Here is a 20,212-nt window from a genome sequence, read left to right as displayed (position 1 = left end):
TGCGTCTTAAAGCGTTAGTTTTTTATTGATGTCTTCAACAAACTTTTTAAATTGTTTGTCTGTAGAAACTAAGTTGTCGACTGTTTTACAAGCGTGAAGAACAGTTGCGTGATCACGATCTCCAATTTGTGAACCGATATTGGCTAAAGAAGCTTTGGTGAATTTTTTAGCAAAAAACATTGCTAATTGTCTTGCTTGCACAACATGCCTCTTTCGGGTTTTCGATTGAAGTGTTTCAATATCTAACTGGAAATAATCTGAAACGATTTTTTGGATATAATCGATTGAGATTTCTCTTTTTACGTTTTTAACAAATTTCTCTACAACGCTTTTCGCTAATTCGATTGTAACTTCTTTTTTGTTGAAAGAAGATTGAGCGATTAAGGAAATAATGGCACCTTCTAATTCTCTAACATTTGTTTTAATGTTTCGAGCCACATATTCTAAAATATCTTCTGGCATTTCAACACCATCACGATATAAGATGTTTTTTAGGATCGAGATACGGGTTTCGTAATCAGGCTGATGCAATTCTGCAGACAATCCCCATTTGAAACGAGACAATAATCTTTGTTCAATATCCTGCATATCAACAGGAGCTTTATCTGAAGTTAAAATTACTTGTTTTCCATTTTGATGTAAATAGTTGAAAATATGGAAAAACACGTCTTGCGTACCTGATTTTCCAGATAGGAACTGAACATCATCAATAATTAAAACATCTATTAATTGGTAAAAGTGAATGAAATCATTACGATTATTCTTTTTTACCGAATCAATATACTGCTGTGTAAAAATCTCAGCAGAAATATATAAAACTGTTTTTTCAGGATATTTATCTTTTACTTCTACACCTATAGCATGTGCTAAGTGTGTTTTTCCTAAACCAACTCCTCCAAATATCAATAACGGATTAAATGAAGTTCCTCCAGGTTTGTTGGCAACAGCCATACCTGCAGAACGAGCCAAACGGTTAGAATCTCCTTCTAAGAAATTATCAAAACTGTAGTTCGGATTTAACTGAGACTCAATTTTTAAATTTCTAATTCCAGGAATTACAAATGGATTTTTTAGTTCAGGATTTAAGTTTTTAAACGGAGCATCAACCTCTTGCGGTTTCATCGGCACTCTGTTGGAACTTGGCAGCTGCTCGGTAAACGGCTGTTTGTTACCATAAGTGTTCTCCATTTTAATTTTATAGAGTAACTTTGCGTTTTTTCCCAGTTCTTTGGTAAGCGCAACTTTCAATAATTTTACATAGTGCTCTTCGAGCCACTCGTAGAAAAATTTACTTGGAACTTGAATGTATAATGCGTTATCGGTTAGCTCAACTGATTTGATTGGTTCAAACCAAGTTTTGTATGCTTGATCTTGAATATTATCCTTTATAAAGGACAAACAGTTTTCCCATACCGATTGAGCAGTTTTAGTCATAGATTCAGATAAATTTTTATTATTGTTATAAAGATTCTCCTAATAAATGAGGAGCAATTTTATTCCGTATTTCGGGATAACAAATATGTGAACAAATTTCTGTAAAAAAAAATATTTTGACATCTAATTTTATAAAAAAAAGTTGTAAGTAGGCTTTTTAAATTTGAATTTTTTTAATCTCTAAATAATGAAAAATCACCAGACTCAAGTAAGAGTTCGTTACTCAGAAACCGACCAGATGGGAGTCGTTTATCACGGAAATTATATTCCTTATTTTGAAATCGGACGCGTGGAATGGCTTAGAAATAAAGGGGTTTCGTATAAAAGCATAGAAGAAAGCGGTATTGGTCTGCCAATTGTAAACATGAACATAAGTTACAAAAAATCGGCGAGATACGATGAGCTTTTAACAATTCATACAACTTTCAAAAGTCACTCTTCTGTCAAGATTGAATTTGACTGCGAGATCTATAATGAGTCAAATGAGTTATTAACAACTGCGACGTTTATTTTAGTATTTATTTCGTTAAAAACAGGTCGTCCGACAGCTCCTCCAGATTATATTTTAGAAATATTTAAATCGCTTGAATAATTGTTAAATCGCTTAAAGATTTTCTACTAATTTATACAATTTTAATATCAATTTCAAACATTAAATCAAAAATGCTGAACACTGTTTCGGCATTTTTTTTTCGCGTTTTGATCGTAATTTTGCCAATCGGTAATCCAGAAATATCATCCATTTCCATTTCTTGAGAAGTTATTTCTAACTTTTTCTCTTTGATCACACGCATTACTTTATTCATGTTTTTATAATCAAATGAAATTAAAAATGATTCGTCAATTGTTTTTTCAATAATCTCGCAAGTTTCTAAAGTCATTTGAGCTGTTGTCCGATAAGCAGCAATTAAACCGCCGACTCCTAATTTTACGCCTCCAAAAATTCGAACAACCACAACAAGAACGTTCGTTACTCCAAAAGATTGTATCTGCCCGTAAATAGGTGCGCCTGCAGTATTGCTTGGCTCGCCGTCATCATTAGCACGATATGAAATTTTGTTTCCAACACCCAGTTGATAAGCATAACAATAATGTACAGCATGCGGATGTTGTTTTTTAAGGTCTTCAATAATTGGTTTTACTTCGTCTTCATGATCTATCGGAAATGCATAGCCAAAGAATTTACTGCCTTTTTCTTTAAACAGCATTTCTTCAGATGGAGATGCAATAGTTTGATAAGTATCGTTAATTTCCAAAAGCAGTATTCTAAATTATATTTTTATTATAAAGGTCAATAACATCTTCTTTCCCAACTTGAAGATTCCAGACTTTAATGCCTAGAGCTGCTGCGCTGTCGGTGTTTTCTTTTTTATCGTCAACAAATAAAGTGTTTTCTGGTAATAGATTATGTTTTTCAAGCAAGAATTGATAAATTTTTGGATCTGGTTTTCTTAATCCCATATCAAAGGAGAAATAAACTTTTTCAAAACAGCCATAAAAATCTTCATAAAAGGCAGTTCCGTTTTTTGTTTCAAATGTGTTGATATGAATAGAATCAGTATTACTCAACAAAAACAAACGATATTTTTTGGATAATTCTTTTAGGAACTCCAAACGGTATAAAGGAAAATCTGCCAATACAGCATTCCAAGCTTTTAAGATTTCTTCTTTCGATGCATTCGGAAGTTGTTTTTGAAAACCGCCAATAAAATCTTCTGGAGAAATATGTCCAGTTTCAAAAGAAAAATTTAATTGATCAAAGTCATTATTCCATTCTGTCATTCCTAATTTTTGCAAACCAGAAATTGTGGCAGGTTTGTCCAAATTGATGAAAATATCTCCAAAGTCAAAAATTATAGTATCAATCATAATTTCTAATCTGTATTAATTCGTCGCTTAAAATAGTAGTTTTACTGTTGTTTTTTCTTGAAATAATTGGAGCTTTTGTTCCATTGCCAAAACTTTGTTTTCCAACAAAAATTCGAGCTTCATCCCAAATATTTTCATCTATAAAAGATTGTAAAGTTTGTCTTCCGCCTTCAATTATTATCGATTGAATTTGATTTTTATATAAAACATCTAAAATTTCAGGAATAATATTTTTACTAAAATCAATTACTTCAAACTGCGTATTTGTTGTTGATGTTTTTCTATTTTCATTAGAAAAAATAATTGTTTTTACAGTGTCGTCAAAAATAAAACTGTTCTCGTCAATTTTATTTTCCCGATCTATAATAACCCTCACAGGATTATTACCGCTCCAGTCTCTGGCGTTTAATTTAGGGTTGTCAGCAGCAACTGTTTGTGTCCCAACTAAAATAGCCTGCTCTTCGGTTCTCCATTTGTGAACCAGTTGGCGAGAATAAGTATTTGTAATCCAAATAGGTTTACGATCCTGGCTGATTGTTTTTTCAGGAGCTAAAAATCCGTCTTGACTCTCTGCCCATTTTAAAATAATATAGGGTCTCTTTTTTTGATGAAAAGTAAAAAAACGTTTGTTCAACTCGTTGCATTCATCTTCTAAAACTCCAACAGTAACATTTGCTCCCGCTTCGATTAATTTTAGAATTCCTTTTCCGGCCACTTTTTCATTAGGATCAACCGTTCCGACAACTACATTCGGAATTTGATTTGCGATAATTAAGTCGCAGCAAGGAGGCGTCTTTCCAAAATGACTGCAAGGCTCTAAACTTACATAAATTGTAGCTTTTTTTAGCAGTGATTTATCCTTCACAGATCGAACCGCATTTACCTCTGCATGTGGTTCACCGGCCTTTTTGTGCCAGCCTTCGCCAATAATTTGATTTTCGTAAACAATTACGCTTCCGACCATTGGGTTCGGATAAGTAGTTCCAAGCCCATTTTGTGCCAGTTCGATACAGCGTTTTATATATTTTTCATGTATATTCACGGTGCAAAAGTAGTTATTTTTGAGTTTATGACTAAGTTAAGAAACTATAGAAATAACTACCTTTATTTTGCGTTTATAATATTTTAGATTAAAAAAAATGGTAAATTGGCTTATACGCGCAATTGAAAAAGAAGATAATCAATCAGTTGCGAGTTTAATTAGATCAGTTTTTGACGAAATGGAGATTCCAAAAGTCGGAACTGCATACGAAGATCCTTATTTGGATTTAATGTTTGAAGAGTATAGTAAAGCAAAATCTTCCTATTTTGTTGTAGAAAGTGAAGGTGAAATTGTAGGCTGTGCTGGAATTGCGCCTTTGGAAAATGGGGATCCAAAAATCTGCGAATTGCAGAAAATGTATTTTCTGCCCAAAACCCGCGGTTTAGGAATTGGAGCCAAAATGATGGAAAAGTGTTTAGAGCAAGCAAAGGATTTTGGTTTCGAAAAATGTTATATAGAAACAATGCCTTTTATGCATGCAGCACAAAAGTTGTATAAAAAATCTGGTTTTGAATATCTGGATGCGCCATTAGGGTCAACAGGACATTGCTCTTGTCCAATATGGATGCTGAAAGTTTTGTAATTAGAAGTTGTAACAATTTTGTGTTAACGAGACTTATTGAATTGTAAAAATCAGTTTTTAACTGGTACATAATGTTCAAAAAATTGAAATGAAAATTAAACAATACCGCACTCAATTTATTAAAGAATTATCGCCTTTTTACGATGCGTACGAAGCGGAGAGTTTTTTTTATTTAATTCTGGAAGAAAAACATAAACTTCGTCAGATTGATTTGGCATTAAATCATGAATTGACTTTTGAAGAGAATGATTTTGTTATATGGGACGAGCTTTTAAAACAGCTCAAAAAAGAAGTTCCAATTCAATATTTATTAGGAAAAACGAACTTTTATGGTTTGGATTTTGAAGTAAATGAAAATGTTTTGATTCCAAGGCCAGAAACTGAGGAATTAGTAGAATGGATTATTAATGAAAATTCTAATCCAGATAAATCAAAAAAAACGAAAATTCTAGATATTGGAACCGGAAGCGGCTGTATTGCTATTTCGCTGGCAAAAAATCTGCCTAATGCTGAGGTTTATGGAATCGATGTTTCTAAAAAAGCAATAGAAACAGCAAAAAGAAATGCTGTAAAAAATAATGTCGATGTGACTTTTGTTCTTTTGGATATTTTAGAAACCGAAGAACTAAGATGTAATTTTGATATTATTGTTTCGAATCCGCCCTATGTTCGAAATTTAGAAAAAGAAGAAATCAAAAAAAATGTACTGGATTACGAACCGCATTTAGCACTTTTCGTGGAAGATAATGATGCTTTGATTTTTTACAGAAAAATTGCTTCGCTGGCACAAAAACGCCTTTTTGAAAAAGGAAAATTATATTTCGAAATCAATCAATATCTTGGAAAAGAAATGATTGAATTGCTCGAAAATATGGATTTTAAAAACGTAGAGCTGCGAAAAGATATTTACGATAACGACAGAATGATAAAAGGGAATATTTAAAGTTTTTCAGTCTCAGTTTACAGTCTCAGTCTCAGTCACAGTTTTCGGTAACACCAATAACTGAAAACTGTTAGTGAGACTGAAAACTGAGACTGAATACTAAAAAATTATTCATATCGCAAAGCTTCAATAGGATCTAATTTAGAAGCTTTAATTGCTGGATATAAACCAGAAACCAATGCAACGCAAAAACTTGTTGCAAAAGCGGCAAAAATTGCCATCCACGGAATCACAAATACGAAGCTCATCGCTGCTGCAATAGCGAAACCAAGCAAGATACCCAAAACGATTCCGACTAAACCTCCAATTTGTCCAATTAATAAAGTTTCAATAAAAAACTGGAATGCTACGGTTGATCTTTTTGCTCCTAAAGCTTTACGGACACCAATTTCGCGAGTACGTTCTGTAACCGAAACAATCATAATATTCATCAAAGCTATGGAAGATCCCAAGATAGTTATGATGCTGATAATCCATGCGGCCCATCCTAAATATTGAGTAATTCCGAGAATTCTATTGATTAAATCATCGCTTCGAACAACGCCAAAATTATTGTCACGAACGGGGCTTAATTTGCGCACTCTTCGCATTGTGCTTGTTGCATTGTCAATTGCCTGGTCTAAAACTTCTTTTTTAGAAACCATAACACTAATTGTATAATTGATATTTGGTGCCGTGAATAAAGATCTTGCAACCTGAATCGGAATCAAAACTCGTAAATCCTGACTGTTTCCAAATGTTGAACCTTTTTCTTTAAGAACACCAATTACTTTGAATCGGGCACCTCGAATTGAGATGATTTTATCAATTGGATTAATATCTTTTAAAAGTCCTTTTTCAAAGTCAGAACCAACAATGCAGGAATAGGTATTATTTTCAACGTCAAATTGATTAAAACTTCTTCCTAAACTTGTTTCCAAACCAGAATTAGTAATAAAATGTTCGTCAACTCCGACAATTGTAATTTCAGGATCTGTTTTTTCGCCTAAATATTTTACTTCAGCCGTAGAAGTTGCTGTAAATGACAAAGAAGTTTCTGTAAAAGGATATTTGTATTTATTTTTGAAAGCAACAGCTTCGGGATAAGAAATAATCGGATTGATGACTTCTCGTTCGTTGCCGCCACGATTACGAACTTTATTTTCGTATTGATTGATGTTAAATGTATTTGCTCCCATTGACGCAAAATCGGTAGAAATTGTATTTTCTAAAGCAGAAACCACCGTTAGAATTCCAACCAGAGCTGTTATACCAATAGCGATAATTAAAACGGTAAGAATAGTACGCAGTAATTGTGTTTTGATAGAACCAAACGCAATTCGAATATTTTCTTTAAATAATTTTAGCATCATGACCAATTTGTCACGAAAATACGTTTTTTGTTACAAGTTTGTTTTCGAAGCGCTATTATTTATTTTAAAAAGTAAGATATTTGCAGGCGATTAAAATTAAAAGAAAATAATGTTAAAGAATTTAGAAGTAAGGATTCAAGGAATCTGAAATCTAAAATCAACAATCTAATATAAAAAAGATGGCTTCAAAACCAAGTATTCCACAAGGGACAAGAGATTTTTCGCCTGCAGAGGTGTCAAAACGTCAATATATTATTCAGACAATCAAAACTAATTTTGAGAAATTTGGTTTTCAGCCAATAGAAACTCCTTCGTTTGAAAATTCAGATACTTTGATGGGGAAATATGGGGAAGAAGGAGATCGTTTGATTTTTAAAATATTGAATTCAGGAAATTTTTTCTTCAATAAAAATAAAATTGAATTGCCAGAATCTATCGAAGCACTTCAGTCAAATTCTGCCGAAACAATAGATTTAAGTCAGAGAATCGAATTGAATAAATTTACTGGAAGAATTTCAGAAAAAGCATTACGTTACGATTTGACAGTCCCGTTTGCAAGATACGTTGTACAGCACCAAAACGAAATTGAATTTCCTTTTAAAAGATATCAGATTCAGCCCGTTTGGAGAGCAGACAGACCACAAAGAGGACGTTACAGAGAATTTTATCAATGTGATGCCGATGTTGTTGGTTCAAAATCACTTTGGCAGGAAGTAGAATTAGTTCAGTTGTATGATACCGTTTTTACTTCATTAGGATTAGAAGGCGTTACAATTAAAATTAATAACAGAAAAATATTATCTGGAATTGCTGAGGTTATTGGCGCTTCAGATAAATTGATCGATTTTACGGTTGCTTTAGATAAACTAGACAAAATTGGAGAAGACGGCGTAAAAAAGGAAATGATCGAAAAAGGAATTGCTGCAGAAGCGTTGGTTAAAGTACAGCCGCTTTTTAGCTTTAGCGGAACATTTGCAGATAAAATTGAGCAGCTTTCAGAATTATTGGCTTCTTCGGAAGAAGGAATGAAAGGTGTTGAAGAATTGAAATTTATTTGTGACAACGTTGCCGTTTTAGGATTGGCAACAGCAACTTTAGATTTAGATGTGACTTTGGCACGTGGTTTAAATTATTACACTGGAGCTATTTTTGAAGTTGCGGCTCCAAAAACCGTTTCGATGGGATCTATCGGAGGCGGTGGAAGATACGACGATTTGACTGGTATTTTTGGTTTGAAAAATATGAGTGGTGTCGGAATTTCTTTTGGTTTGGATCGAATCTATTTAGTATTAGAAGAATTGCAATTGTTTCCAGAAACTGTTGCAGCGACTTCAAAAGCTATTTTTATCAATTATGGAGATAAAGAAGCTTTGTATGCTTCAAAAGCAATTCAAAAATTGAGACAAGAAAATATAAAAGTAGAATTGTACCCAGATAATGTAAAAGTGGGGAAACAGTTTCAATATGCAGATAAACGTCTGATTCCGTTTGCAGTAATTGCAGGAGATCAAGAAATTGCCTCGAATTCTTATGCACTTAAAAATTTAGTGTCAGGAGAACAGATTACAGTTGATTTCGAAGGTTTGAAAAATGCTTTGTTGGCATAAGAGTTTAACCGCAAAGTACGCTAAGATTTATTTTAATTTCTGTATAAAAAACACAAAGTTCGCAAAGCCAAATCAATACAACGCTTTGCGAACTTTTTGTTTTTTTATAAACCACACTCAAAAAAAAACTTAGCGAACTTTGCGGTTATTTCACATAGTTTTGTTTTGACAAAAAAGGAGGAATTTGCAAACCTTTGAATATGATTTGGTTAGTAAATTATTAGCATTTTATGCGCTGAAATCTTTTGTAATGTGAGTGAAATGCTTGCTAGTAAAGAAAAAAAGCTTTTAATTTGCCGACCTTAAGTTACGGGCGTAGTTCAAGGGTAGAATAGCGGTCTCCAAAACCGTTGATGGGGGTTCGAATCCCTCCGCCCGTGCAATAAATTTTTTTACGCAGATTTTTTGTTGTAGAGATTTTAAACACACATACATAAATCGCAAAGCTAAATTAAAGCTTGCGATTTTTTTTTTAACCACAGAGAACACAAAGACTTATTTAAGTATAGTTTCTAAAATCACAGAGTTCGCAAAGCTTTGCGTGTTTAGATTGTGTAAACACAACTTAAATCTCTGTAAACTCTGTGAAAACCTTTGTGTTCTCTGTGGAAAAAAAGAATAGTAAAAAAAGCAAAAAAAAGCTTCGTCTCTTAAGGCGAAGCTTTTTTTAATATAAGGTAAATTTGAATTAATAATTATTTTGAGGCCGAGGCCAACCCTTAAATTCAATTTTGATAGGTAATGATTTAGTTTTAATGCTTCAAAGATAAAATAAACTATAACGTAATAGTCTTAAAATTATACTAAATTTTATTTGCTACGTTTCATTTTTTAAAAGACTCATAATTAATAAAGTGACAATTTGACATTTTAGAAGATTTGGCAGTACTTTTGCAATCCAACAGAAAGAAAATAAAATGAAGTTTAAAAATATTTTTAAAAATAAAAGTAATATGACTACGGAAAATACAGAATTCGATCAGGAATTAGACGACGTAACGTTAGAGAACAATGCCAACGGAGAACAGTTAATTGTTGAAGAATTAAGTGTTGAGGAGCAATTAGCTCAAGACTTGGCTAAAGAAAAAGATAAGTTTTTGAGATTATTTGCCGAATTTGAAAATTACAAAAAAAGAACTTCAAAAGAGCGTATTGATTTGTTTAAAACTGCAAATCAAGAAGTTTTGTTAGCAATGCTTCCAGTTTTAGATGATTTTGACAGAGCAATGGTAGAGATCAACAAATCTGAAGATGAGAATTTAACTAAAGGTGTTGAATTGATTCACGAAAAACTAAAAAGTACTTTGGTAACTAAAGGTTTAGAACAAGTGGATGTAAAAGCAGGTGATGCTTTTGATGCTGATTTTGCTGAAGCAATTACCCAAATTCCAGCTCCGTCTGATAAATTAAAAGGGAAAATTGTTGACGTTATTGAAAAAGGATACAAATTAGGAGACAAAATTATTCGTTTTCCTAAAGTAGTAATCGGAAACTAAAAAAAGCAAACAAAAGTTTCAAAAGTCAGTTTTAAGATTGGAATTTGGAATTTTAGGTTTTGGAATTTAACCTTTATTATGAAAAAAGATTTTTACGAAATACTAGGCATTTCAAAAAATGCTGACGCTGCTGAAATAAAAAAAGCATATAGAAAAAGTGCGCTGAAATATCACCCTGATAAAAATCCAGGCGACAAAGAGGCAGAAGAAAACTTCAAATTAGCGGCAGAAGCTTATGAAGTTTTAAGTGATCCGCAGAAAAAAGCAAAATACGATCAATACGGACATCAAGCATTTGATGGTTCTGGCGGATTTGGCGGTGGTCATGGCGGTATGAATATGGATGACATCTTCAGCCAGTTTGGTGATATTTTTGGAGGTGGATTTGGCGGTTTCGGAGGCGGAGGCGGTGGTCCTCGCCGTGCAAAAGGAAGCAATCTTCGAATTAAAGTGAAATTAACTTTAGAAGAAATTGCTAATGGAGTAGAGAAAAAAGTAAAAGTAAAACGTAAAGTTCAGGCAAAAGGTGTAACGTATAAAACTTGTACGACTTGTAATGGTCAAGGTCAGGTAATGCGTGTAACTAATACCATTTTAGGAAGAATGCAATCTGCGTCAACTTGTCCTACTTGTGGTGGTTCTGGTCAAATTTTAGATAAAAGACCTTCTGAGGCAGATGCTCAAGGAATGGTTCAGGAAGACGAAACAGTATCAATCAAAATTCCTGCGGGAGTTGTTGACGGAATGCAGTTAAAAGTTTCTAACAAAGGTAACGATGCTCCAGGAAATAGTATTCCAGGTGATTTGATTGTTGCGATTGAAGAAATTGAGCACGAATTCCTAAAACGTGAAGGTGAAAATGTTCACTACGATTTATATATCAGTTTCCCAGAAGCTGTTTTGGGAGCTTCAAAAGATATTGAGGCAATCAACGGAAAAGTTCGTATTAAACTGGAAGAAGGAATTCAATCTGGAAAAATCTTACGATTAAAAGGAAAAGGGATTCCAAGTCTAAACGGTTACGGAAGCGGAGATTTATTAGTTCACGTAAATGTTTGGACTCCTAAAACTTTAAATAAAGAACAAAAACAATTCTTTGAAAATGCTTTAAACGATGATCATTTCGTTCCAAGTCCAGAGAAATCAGAGAAATCATTTTTTGAGAAAGTAAAAGATATGTTTTCATAATCTAAACTTTTCTAAAATGTAATACTATCAAAAACCCATTCTAGTGCAAATTAGAATGGGTTTTTTGCGTATTATAATACAAGTTCGCTTCGAATTATTTACTTTTACAGTCGCAGAGCCACAATTGGTAAAGTGACGCAGAAAATCTAAAAAACAGCATGAGTAACTTACTTGAAGTACATAAAGTCGTAAAACAATATGGCGATTATGTAGCGCTTAACGAAGTTTCATTAAATGTGCCGAAAGGCAGTATATATGGACTATTAGGTCCCAATGGAGCTGGAAAAACTTCCCTTATCAGAATCATCAATCAAATTACAATGCCCGACAGCGGCGAAGTAATTTTGGATGGAGAAAAATTACAGCCAAAACACGTGCAGACAATTGGTTACCTTCCTGAGGAAAGAGGTTTATATACTTCTATGAAAGTAGGAGAACAATGTTTGTATTTGGCACAAATGAAAGGGCTTTCTAAAGCTGAGGCAAAACTGCAGTTAGAATATTGGTTTGATCGTTTAGGAATTCAAGGCTGGTGGAACAAAAAAATTCAAGAACTTTCTAAAGGAATGGCGCAGAAAATTCAGTTTGTAGTCTGCGTTTTACATAAACCAAAACTGCTGATTTTCGACGAACCTTTTTCAGGTTTTGATCCTGTAAATGCCAATGTTATAAAAGATGAAATTTTGGCATTAAAAGAGCAGGGCTCAACAATTATTTTTTCTACACACAGAATGGAAAGTGTTGAAGAACTTTGTGATCATATTGCTTTAATCCATAAATCGAATAAATTAATAGAAGGCAAAGTAAGCGATGTAAAACGTCAGTTTAAAACCAATAGTTTTGAAGTTGGAATTTTAACTGATAACGTCGAAGGTTTGATGTATGACATTACACAAAAATTTACTGTTGCACCGGCAAATTTCAAATCCTTAAATGATGATTTAAAATTAAATATCCAAATAGGAAATGCAACTCCAAACGAATTATTGAATATTTTGACACAACGTGGACAAGTGACACATTTCGTTGAAAAAATTCCAAGTGTAAACGATATTTTTATTCAAACAGTAACATAAAATAAAATTTAAAAATTCCAAAATAGAAATTCTAAATTCCAATTGTAAAAGCTTGGAATTTGGGATTTGAAGTTTTAAAAATTAAAAATATTTATGAGCATTATCTCGTTGATTATAAAAAGAGAATTTATTGCCAAAGTCCGCAATAAATCTTTTGTTGTCATGACTTTTTTGAGTCCGCTTTTATTTGTGGCGATAGCAGTTTTTATTGGCTATTTGAGTTCGATGAAAGCTGAGACAAAGCGTATTGCAATTCATGACGAAACTGGACTTTTTGCTTCCGATTTCTTAAAAGAAAATAAAAATGGAGCAGAGTTCAAATATCTCGATTTATCTGCAATTGATGTAAAGGCTTTAAAAGACAGTATTACAAAAGAAAATTTCAGTGGTCTAATTGTCATTCCAAAAACAAATGACACAAAAGATTTAGAAAGTAAAATTGAATTTATTTCGAATAATAGTCCGAGTATTTCTTTTGTAGAAAGCACACAGGATGTCATCGGAACAAAAATTACAAAACTAAATCTCGAGAAAGCCAATCTAGACACTCTAGCTATTCAAAAAGCACAGTCAAAAGTTAATATTCATTTGATAAAAGCTTCTGGTGAAGAAAGTTTAAAAGGCTTAAATGAAATCAAAATCGGAATTGGCGGTGCGTTCGGTTATTTGATTATGATGTTTATTATCATCTATGGAAACATGGTAATGCGAAGTGTAATAGAGGAAAAAACAAACCGAATTATAGAAATCATTATTTCGTCGGTTAAACCATTTCAGTTAATGATTGGTAAAATTATAGGAACATCGCTTGCAGGGATTTTACAATTTATGATCTGGGCAATTATTGGTTTGGGATTAATGTTTGCAGCTTCCGCATTTTTTGGTGTCAACGTTGGACCAACAGCCAGAATTTCGCCAGAATTAATGCAGTCGGCACAGCACGAACTTTCAGGATCTGCACAAATGTATATTGCTGAATTGTGGAACCTGCCAATTGCAAGTATCATAATCGGTTTTGTGGTTTATTTTATAGGAGGTTATTTTCTGTACAGTTCATTTTATGCTGCAATCGGAGCCGCAGTAGACAATCAAACAGATTCGCAGCAATTTCTTCTGCCTATTATAATGCCGCTTATTTTAAGCGTATACATCGGATTTTTTACAGTTGTTAATGATCCTCACGGAACGGTTGCTGTAATTTTTTCGATGATTCCATTAACGTCGCCAATTGTAATGCTCATGCGCATTCCGTTTGGTGTGCCGTGGTGGCAAATCGCAATTTCGGTATCATTATTGTTTGCTACATTTTTCCTTGTTGTTTGGTTCGCTGCAAAAATTTACCGAGTAGGTATTTTAATGTACGGCAAAAAACCAACTTGGAAAGAATTGTATAAGTGGCTTAAATATTAATTTTTTGGAGTTACTAAGGTTCTAAGGTGCTGAGGTGCTAAGATTTTTTTAGTGTCTTTTAGAAAAACCTCAGAACCTTAGTGACTTAGAACCTCAGAACCTTAAAAAAAAAATGAGTAAAATACTAATTATAGAAGACGAAGCAGCGATCAGAAGAGTTTTGGTAAAAATTTTATCAGAAGAAAATGATTCATACCAAGTTGAAGAAGCTGAAGATGGCGTTGCAGGGCTTGAAAAAATAAAAAACAACGATTACGATTTGGTTTTGTGTGATATCAAAATGCCAAAAATGGACGGTGTTGAGGTTTTAGAAGAAGTAAAAAAGATAAAACCAGAAATTCCGATGGTCATGATTTCGGGTCATGGCGATATGGAAACAGCAATTCATACCATGCGCTTAGGAGCTTTTGATTACATTTCAAAACCGCCAGATTTGAATCGTTTATTAAATACCGTTCGTAATGCTTTAGACAAAAAACAATTAGTTGTTGAGAATAAAATTCTAAAGAAAAAAGTCAGCAAGAATTACGAAATGATAGGCGAGAGCGAGTCAATTAATCATATTAAAGTGATGATTGATAAAGTAGCTCAAACCGAAGCCAGAGTTTTAATTACGGGGCCAAACGGAACTGGAAAAGAATTAGTAGCACATCAGCTACATGAAAAAAGCGAACGCGCTAATTTTCCTTTAATTGAAGTTAACTGTGCAGCAATTCCGAGTGAATTGATTGAAAGTGAATTGTTCGGACACGTAAAAGGCGCTTTTACATCGGCAGTGAAAGACCGCGCAGGGAAATTTGAAGCCGCTGACAAAGGGACGATTTTCCTCGATGAAATTGGTGATATGAGTCTTTCGGCACAAGCCAAAGTTTTACGCGCCCTTCAGGAAAGTATGATTACCAGAGTTGGTGCTGATAAAGATATCAAAGTTGATGTTCGTGTAGTTGCTGCAACAAATAAAGATTTAAAAACAGAAATTGCCGAAGGCCGTTTCCGTGAAGATTTATACCATCGTTTAGCCGTAATTTTGATTAAAGTACCGCCGTTAAATGAAAGACGTGACGATATTCCGGCTTTGATAAAACATTTTGCAGAAAAAATTGCATCAGAGCAGGGAAATGCAGTGAAAGTATTTTCGGCGCAAGCCATAAAATTATTGCAGGAATACGATTGGACAGGAAATATTCGTGAACTTCGAAATGTAGTCGAAAGATTGATTATTTTAGGAGGAAACGAAATCTCTGAAACCGATGTAAAATTGTTTGCAAGCAAATAGATGCTTGTCGCAATAGGCTTTAAGCTTTAAGCTTTAGGCTTTAAAAAAAAGTATAATATTTTAGCTTATGGCCTAATGCTTAAAGCTTAAAGCATAAAAAAATGAAACTAAAAAAAATAAACGAAAAATTACAGGACGGATTAATTGAAAATGGTTTGACAGAAGCAAATGCATTGCAGCTGGAAACATTTTCGACCATAAAAAGTGGTGCCGATTGCGTAATTATTTCTCCAGAAGGAAGTGGAAAAACAACTACAATTGTTTTAAATGTCATTCAGCAGTTAGCAGGAAAAAATGAAGAATCGCCTCGTGCTTTGATTATTGTTGAAGACAAAGCGAAGGTATTGGAAATGGTGGCGCTTTTTGAAAAATATGGAAAATACACCAATCTTGAGGTGTATGGCGTAAATGAAAAAGGCGACATGGATTACGATAAAAATTACATTTCAACCGGAATCGATGTCTTAATTGGAACACCAACAAAATTAAACGATATGTTTAGTACAGCAGGTTATAATGTTAACCGTTTAAAAATGCTGATTCTTGATGATGCAGATCCTATTTTAAGGTTGAGACACGAAACAAAGATTATGCGTATTTCTGGCAGTATTGCAAAAACGCAGCGTTTGATTTTTGCTGAAACCCTGACAGAGCGTATCGAAATTTTGGCTGACAAAATGTTAGTTGAACCTTTTTTATTTGATATGGATGAAGAAGGAGAGGAAGAACTTGACGAAGAAGAAGACGATATTCAAGAGGAGGAATAAGTAATCAGTCCCGGTTTTCAGTCGAAGTGTTCTGAAAATCGGGATTTTTAATTTTAAAAAAATAATATTAGAATAAATATAGAATATCATGGGATTAATGAAGGTGTTTTCGGGTAGTGAAGTGTTAGCAATTGCTTTGCAGGAAAGATTAGAAACAGCGGGAGTAGAAACCGTAAAAAAAGATAATATTCAATCGGCTCGTTTAGGGGGTTTTGGCGGAACAGATTTGGCTGTTGAGGTTTTCATTCAAGAAACCGATTTTGCAAAAGCAAATCCGGTTATTGAAGAATTTAGAATGAGTCTTTAAAAGTTTTCAATTTTCAGTCTCAGTTTTCAGTTGTTACTGAGACTGCGACTGAAAACTGCGACTGAAAACTAAAAAATATGCAATACAAAATGCTAGTGCTCGACATGGATGATACCTTGTTGACAGATGATCATAAAATTTCAGATTTAAATAAAAAAGTAATATTAGAGGCACAAGCCAAAGGTGTTTACGTAGTCTTGGCTTCGGGAAGACCTACATCTGCAATGACGGCTTATGCAAAAGAATTACAATTAGACATTTACAATTCTTATATTATTTCATTTAATGGTGCTATTATCAGCAGGGCAAAAGACGATTTAGTTTTTTTTGAACAAAAGCTGACTGTAGAGCAGATTCATGATTTATACGATTATAGTGTTAAAATGAAGACGCATATTATCACTTATTTGGACAATGAAATTATAAGCGAAACAGATTCGCCATACATAGAAGTCGAAAAAGAAATTACTGGAATGGTGCATCGTAAAGTGACCAGTTTTAAGGAATATGTTGACAGACCTGCTGTAAAATGTATTTTATTAGAAGATCCGGCTTATTTGAAAACGGTTGAAAAAGATTTAATTGAAGCAATGCCGCATTTGAGTGTTTCTATGTCGAAACCATTTTTCTTAGAAGCAGCGCAGCAAGGGATTGATAAAGCGGCCAGTTTGAAACTTTTGACAGATAAGTTAGGAATTCTTCAAAGTGAAATTATCGCAGTTGGAAACGCTGGAAATGACTTAACAATGATTGAATATGCTGGCCTTGGAGTCTGGGTAGATAATGTAACGCCCGAATTGCGTGATAAAGCAGATATAATTGTAGCATCTAATAATAATGATGGTGTTGCAGAAGTAATAACACGTTATATTTTAAACTAAATAAAGATGAAGAATTCAATTGAAACCGAACGTTTGATTTTAAGAGAATTAGCACTTTCTGATGCAGAAGGAATGTTCGAATTGGATTCGAATCCCAATGTCCATTTGTTTTTAGGAAATAATCCCGTAAAACATATTGAAGAAAGTATTGATTATATCAAATTCGTTCAAAAACAATACAAAGATTTTGGAACAGGGCGCTGGGCTGTAGTTCTAAAAGAAACCAATGAATTTATTGGATGGTCGGGAATAAAATATATTACTGACGAAATCAATAATCATAAAAATTTTTACGAGTTAGGTTATCGTTTTATCGAAAAACATTGGGGAAAAGGATATGCATCTGAAGCAGGAAAAGCTTTTGTCGATTATGCATTTAATGAAATGAAAGTGGAAACCCTTTACGCTTATGCAGATGCTGGAAACGAAAATTCTAGAAAGATTTTAGAAAAACTAGGTTTCCATTTTGTGAATTCTTTCGAATATCAAGGAGAAATAGAAGTTTGGTATGAACTCAAAAATCCAAACTCAAACTAAGAAATGTATTCCAAATCTTTACATACTTAAAAGTCAGTAAAGATTTGGAAACAATTCAGAGTGTATGATTATTTTTTAGCTACAGAAACAAAATATTTATTTCCGTCACCCATAGTTAATTTTACACGTTCGTCACAAAGATCGATTGCAAAATTAGCACTTTCGTAACAGCTGCAAGTTGTGTTTTTGTCTTTAGACATTTCTGTTTTACAGTTGTTATTTTTAAAAGTTGCCAATTGCGGTGTATATAAACTAACTAAGTCAGTAGAAGCAGTTACCAATGAGATAATACTTGCCGAATTATTATTAGTAATTCTGTACACAATTCTATCAGTATAGTTTACTTCGTTAACTGTTACTTTACGAATGTAGGTATAAGCTGTAGATCCTTCACCTGGTTCTTTAACTTCAAACTTAAACCCAACAGCACGAATAGCAACATCAAATTGCTGTTGTGAATTGAAGCTCGCCCAAGTCGTTAATGTACTAATAGAAGGAAATGGATTTGCGGCTGGGACATTAGTTTGCGCTTGCGAACTAAAAATGGTTAAGAACATCAAGCAGATTGTGGGTAAAAATGCTTTCATAAAGTGGTATTTATTATTATAATTTTGCCTACTCTCTTTGGTTTTCGGCTTTCCCATTTCATTTTGTAACACAAAACAACAACATAACGAGTAAAATTCAAAATTGTTATGCCCGAATTATTATTAAATTAATTAAAGCTTTCTAAAATTCTTAATTATGGATTTATTTTGAGGCTCAGCCATAATGAAAGTAAATGTAAGAAATTTTGAATTTAAATCAAGAAAAAATGTATTTAATCGATAAAATTTGCATTTGATCGATTATTTTGTCATTTTATTCTTATTGTACTGTTAAAAAAATAGAGTTTAAGAGGTATAATCTTCTGAAAAAATAAATCTCCAAAATATATTTTTAATGTTTCTAAATTAACATTGAATGCAAATTATTGATTCGAAGTAAATTAATCCCTTTCTTTTGATGAATATTGTTTGTAAATTTGCAGCCTTAAATTTTTTGACAACGATTTCATTAATTTAAGACAGATTATGGAAAATAGAAAGAAAGTTGCCTTTTATACGCTGGGTTGTAAACTGAATTTTTCAGAAACTTCTACAATTGCCAGAAACTTTAACGACGAAGGTTTTGACCGTGTCGATTTTGAAGAAATAGCAGATATTTATGTAATTAATACTTGCTCTGTAACAGAAAATGCAGATAAGCAGTTTAAGCAGGTTGTTAAAAAAGCAATGAAGCTTAACGATAAAGCTTTTGTTGCTGCTGTTGGCTGTTATGCACAATTAAAACCAGAAGAATTGGCTGCAGTAGACGGCGTTGATTTGGTTTTGGGAGCAACAGAAAAATTCAAAATCACTGACTATATCCATGATTTGAGTAAAAACGATATGGGCGAAGTGCATTCATGCGAAATTGCCGAAGCCGATTTTTATGTTGGAAGTTATTCTATTGGTGACCGTACAAGAGCATTTTTAAAAGTGCAGGACGGCTGCGATTATAAATGTACTTATTGTACAATTCCGCTAGCAAGAGGAATTTCCAGAAGTGATGCTTTAGAAAATGTACTAAAAAATGCCAAAGAAATTTCGGCTCAGAATATCCGTGAAATTGTTTTAACTGGAGTAAATATTGGTGATTACGGAAAAGGGGAGTTCGGAAATAAAAAACACGAACATACTTTTCTAGATTTAGTTCAGGCTTTAGATAAAGTAGAAGGTATTGAACGTTTACGAATTTCGTCTATCGAACCAAATTTATTGAAAAATGAAACCATCGAATTTGTTTCTAAAAGCCGCACTTTTGTACCGCATTTTCATATTCCGTTACAATCTGGAAGTAATGATATTTTAAAATTAATGAAACGCCGTTATTTACGTGAAGTTTATACAGATCGCGTGAATAAAATTCGCGAAGTAATGCCTCATGCTTGTATTGGTGTAGATGTAATTGTTGGTTTTCCTGGAGAAACAGACGAGCACTTTTTAGAAACCTATTATTTCTTAAATGATTTAGATATTTCGTATCTGCACGTATTTACTTATTCTGAAAGAGATAATACAGAAGCAGCTGATATGGAAGGCGTTGTGCCTTCAAATGTAAGAGCAAAACGCAGTAAAATGCTTCGTGGATTATCAGTTAAAAAACGTCGTGCTTTTTACGAAAGCCAATTGGGAACAAACAGAACGGTTCTTTTTGAAAGCGAAAATAAAGAAGGATACATTCACGGATTTACAGAAAATTACGTAAAAGTAAAAACACCTTGGAATCCAGAATTGGTAAATACGTTACAAGAAATCAATTTAACTAAGATTGATGAAGATGGAAGTGTTCGTTTAGAGTTTTTGAATAAACTGGCGGAAGCTTAATTTTATGATTTTTAAACTTTGACAAAGTTTTTACAT

At 33.3% G+C, this 20,212-nt stretch carries 20 protein-coding genes and 1 tRNA gene; 15 read left to right on the top strand and 6 right to left on the bottom strand.

The annotated features are described in order from the left end of the window. Window positions 1-6: 6 nt before the first annotated feature. Window positions 7-1,434: a chromosomal replication initiator protein DnaA gene (dnaA, locus tag ASE40_RS10805; RefSeq protein ID WP_057116951.1), complete on the bottom strand. Its 1,428-nt coding sequence runs from the start codon at window positions 1,432-1,434 to the stop codon at window positions 7-9. 187 nt (window positions 1,435-1,621) lie between these two features. On the opposite strand from dnaA, the gene ASE40_RS10800 reads away from it, so the two are divergent. Beyond that, complete coding sequence (locus tag ASE40_RS10800; protein ID WP_057116950.1) at window positions 1,622-2,026, top strand: acyl-CoA thioesterase; 405 nt, start codon at window positions 1,622-1,624, stop codon at window positions 2,024-2,026. Between the two features lie 31 nt (window positions 2,027-2,057). On the opposite strand, the gene ASE40_RS10795 is transcribed toward ASE40_RS10800, so the two are convergent. The 3 genes from ASE40_RS10795 to ribD are packed head-to-tail and all read right to left on the bottom strand — an operon-like array spanning window position 2,058 to window position 4,345. Then, window positions 2,058-2,690, bottom strand: coding sequence for an IMPACT family protein (locus tag ASE40_RS10795; protein WP_057116949.1), 633 nt, complete (start codon window positions 2,688-2,690; stop codon window positions 2,058-2,060). A gap of 10 nt (window positions 2,691-2,700) precedes the next feature. Continuing rightward, window positions 2,701-3,303 (bottom strand): HAD family hydrolase, encoded by a 603-nt coding sequence (locus ASE40_RS10790; protein ID WP_057116948.1) that lies wholly within the window; start codon window positions 3,301-3,303, stop codon window positions 2,701-2,703. Beyond that, the gene (ribD, locus tag ASE40_RS10785) at window positions 3,296-4,345 is read right to left on the bottom strand and encodes a bifunctional diaminohydroxyphosphoribosylaminopyrimidine deaminase/5-amino-6-(5-phosphoribosylamino)uracil reductase RibD (protein ID WP_057116947.1); all 1,050 of its coding nucleotides are present in this window, start codon (window positions 4,343-4,345) and stop codon (window positions 3,296-3,298) included. The genes ASE40_RS10790 and ribD overlap by 8 nt, the downstream gene beginning before the upstream one ends. A 97-nt stretch (window positions 4,346-4,442) precedes the next feature. Between ribD and ASE40_RS10780 the strand changes: the two genes are divergently transcribed. Then, window positions 4,443-4,928, top strand: a complete 486-nt coding sequence (locus ASE40_RS10780) for a GNAT family N-acetyltransferase (RefSeq protein ID WP_057116946.1) — start codon at window positions 4,443-4,445, stop codon at window positions 4,926-4,928. Window positions 4,929-5,016: 88 nt separating this feature from the next. Beyond that, window positions 5,017-5,871 (top strand): peptide chain release factor N(5)-glutamine methyltransferase, encoded by an 855-nt coding sequence (gene prmC, locus ASE40_RS10775; protein WP_057116945.1) that lies wholly within the window; start codon window positions 5,017-5,019, stop codon window positions 5,869-5,871. Window positions 5,872-5,978: 107 nt separating this feature from the next. On the opposite strand, the gene ASE40_RS10770 is transcribed toward prmC, so the two are convergent. Beyond that, a complete protein-coding gene (locus ASE40_RS10770) occupies window positions 5,979-7,223 on the bottom strand; it encodes an ABC transporter permease (protein WP_057116944.1) in 1,245 nt (414 codons plus the stop codon). 179 nt (window positions 7,224-7,402) lie between these two features. Here ASE40_RS10770 and hisS point away from each other — a divergent pair, with 179 nt between their 5' ends. From hisS to ASE40_RS10715, 11 genes are all read left to right on the top strand, one after another. Next, window positions 7,403-8,830 carry a histidine--tRNA ligase gene (hisS, locus tag ASE40_RS10765; protein WP_057116943.1) on the top strand — a complete coding sequence of 476 codons (1,428 nt, stop codon included), beginning with the start codon at window positions 7,403-7,405 and terminating at the stop codon, window positions 8,828-8,830. 309 nt (window positions 8,831-9,139) lie between these two features. Beyond that, window positions 9,140-9,210: transfer RNA gene (locus ASE40_RS10760), tRNA-Trp, on the top strand. A gap of 537 nt (window positions 9,211-9,747) precedes the next feature. Then, window positions 9,748-10,326: a nucleotide exchange factor GrpE gene (locus ASE40_RS10755; protein ID WP_057116942.1), complete on the top strand. Its 579-nt coding sequence runs from the start codon at window positions 9,748-9,750 to the stop codon at window positions 10,324-10,326. A 78-nt stretch (window positions 10,327-10,404) separates the two neighbouring features. After that, window positions 10,405-11,514, top strand: coding sequence for a molecular chaperone DnaJ (gene dnaJ, locus ASE40_RS10750; protein ID WP_057116941.1), 1,110 nt, complete (start codon window positions 10,405-10,407; stop codon window positions 11,512-11,514). Window positions 11,515-11,672: 158 nt separating this feature from the next. Beyond that, on the top strand, window positions 11,673-12,590 hold the full coding sequence (locus tag ASE40_RS10745; protein WP_057116940.1) for an ABC transporter ATP-binding protein: 918 nt from the start codon (window positions 11,673-11,675) through the stop codon (window positions 12,588-12,590). A 93-nt stretch (window positions 12,591-12,683) separates the two neighbouring features. Next, on the top strand, window positions 12,684-14,000 hold the full coding sequence (locus ASE40_RS10740; protein WP_057116939.1) for an ABC transporter permease: 1,317 nt from the start codon (window positions 12,684-12,686) through the stop codon (window positions 13,998-14,000). Window positions 14,001-14,112: 112 nt separating this feature from the next. Next, entirely contained in the window at window positions 14,113-15,276 is a 1,164-nt protein-coding gene (locus ASE40_RS10735) for a sigma-54-dependent transcriptional regulator (protein ID WP_057116938.1), read from the top strand. 101 nt (window positions 15,277-15,377) lie between these two features. Continuing rightward, entirely contained in the window at window positions 15,378-16,043 is a 666-nt protein-coding gene (locus ASE40_RS10730) for a DEAD/DEAH box helicase (RefSeq protein WP_057116937.1), read from the top strand. Window positions 16,044-16,131: 88 nt separating this feature from the next. After that, window positions 16,132-16,350 (top strand): putative signal transducing protein, encoded by a 219-nt coding sequence (locus tag ASE40_RS10725; RefSeq protein WP_057116936.1) that lies wholly within the window; start codon window positions 16,132-16,134, stop codon window positions 16,348-16,350. A 77-nt stretch (window positions 16,351-16,427) separates the two neighbouring features. Continuing rightward, the gene (locus tag ASE40_RS10720) at window positions 16,428-17,231 is read left to right on the top strand and encodes a Cof-type HAD-IIB family hydrolase (protein ID WP_057116935.1); all 804 of its coding nucleotides are present in this window, start codon (window positions 16,428-16,430) and stop codon (window positions 17,229-17,231) included. A 6-nt stretch (window positions 17,232-17,237) separates the two neighbouring features. Then, on the top strand, window positions 17,238-17,768 hold the full coding sequence (locus tag ASE40_RS10715) for a GNAT family N-acetyltransferase (RefSeq protein WP_057116934.1): 531 nt from the start codon (window positions 17,238-17,240) through the stop codon (window positions 17,766-17,768). A gap of 68 nt (window positions 17,769-17,836) precedes the next feature. Here ASE40_RS10715 and ASE40_RS10710 read toward each other — a convergent pair whose 3' ends face one another. Next, window positions 17,837-18,355 carry a hypothetical protein gene (locus ASE40_RS10710; protein WP_057117019.1) on the bottom strand — a complete coding sequence of 173 codons (519 nt, stop codon included), beginning with the start codon at window positions 18,353-18,355 and terminating at the stop codon, window positions 17,837-17,839. 486 nt (window positions 18,356-18,841) lie between these two features. On the opposite strand from ASE40_RS10710, the gene mtaB reads away from it, so the two are divergent. Then, entirely contained in the window at window positions 18,842-20,176 is a 1,335-nt protein-coding gene (gene mtaB / locus ASE40_RS10705) for a tRNA (N(6)-L-threonylcarbamoyladenosine(37)-C(2))-methylthiotransferase MtaB (RefSeq protein WP_057116933.1), read from the top strand. Window positions 20,177-20,212: the final 36 nt, after the last annotated feature.

The sequence above is a fragment of the Flavobacterium sp. Root935 genome, from assembly GCF_001429295.1.
Lineage (GTDB): Bacteria > Bacteroidota > Bacteroidia > Flavobacteriales > Flavobacteriaceae > Flavobacterium.
Note: the sequence above shows the minus strand (reverse complement) of the source record. Positions and strands in the feature narration are given on the sequence as shown.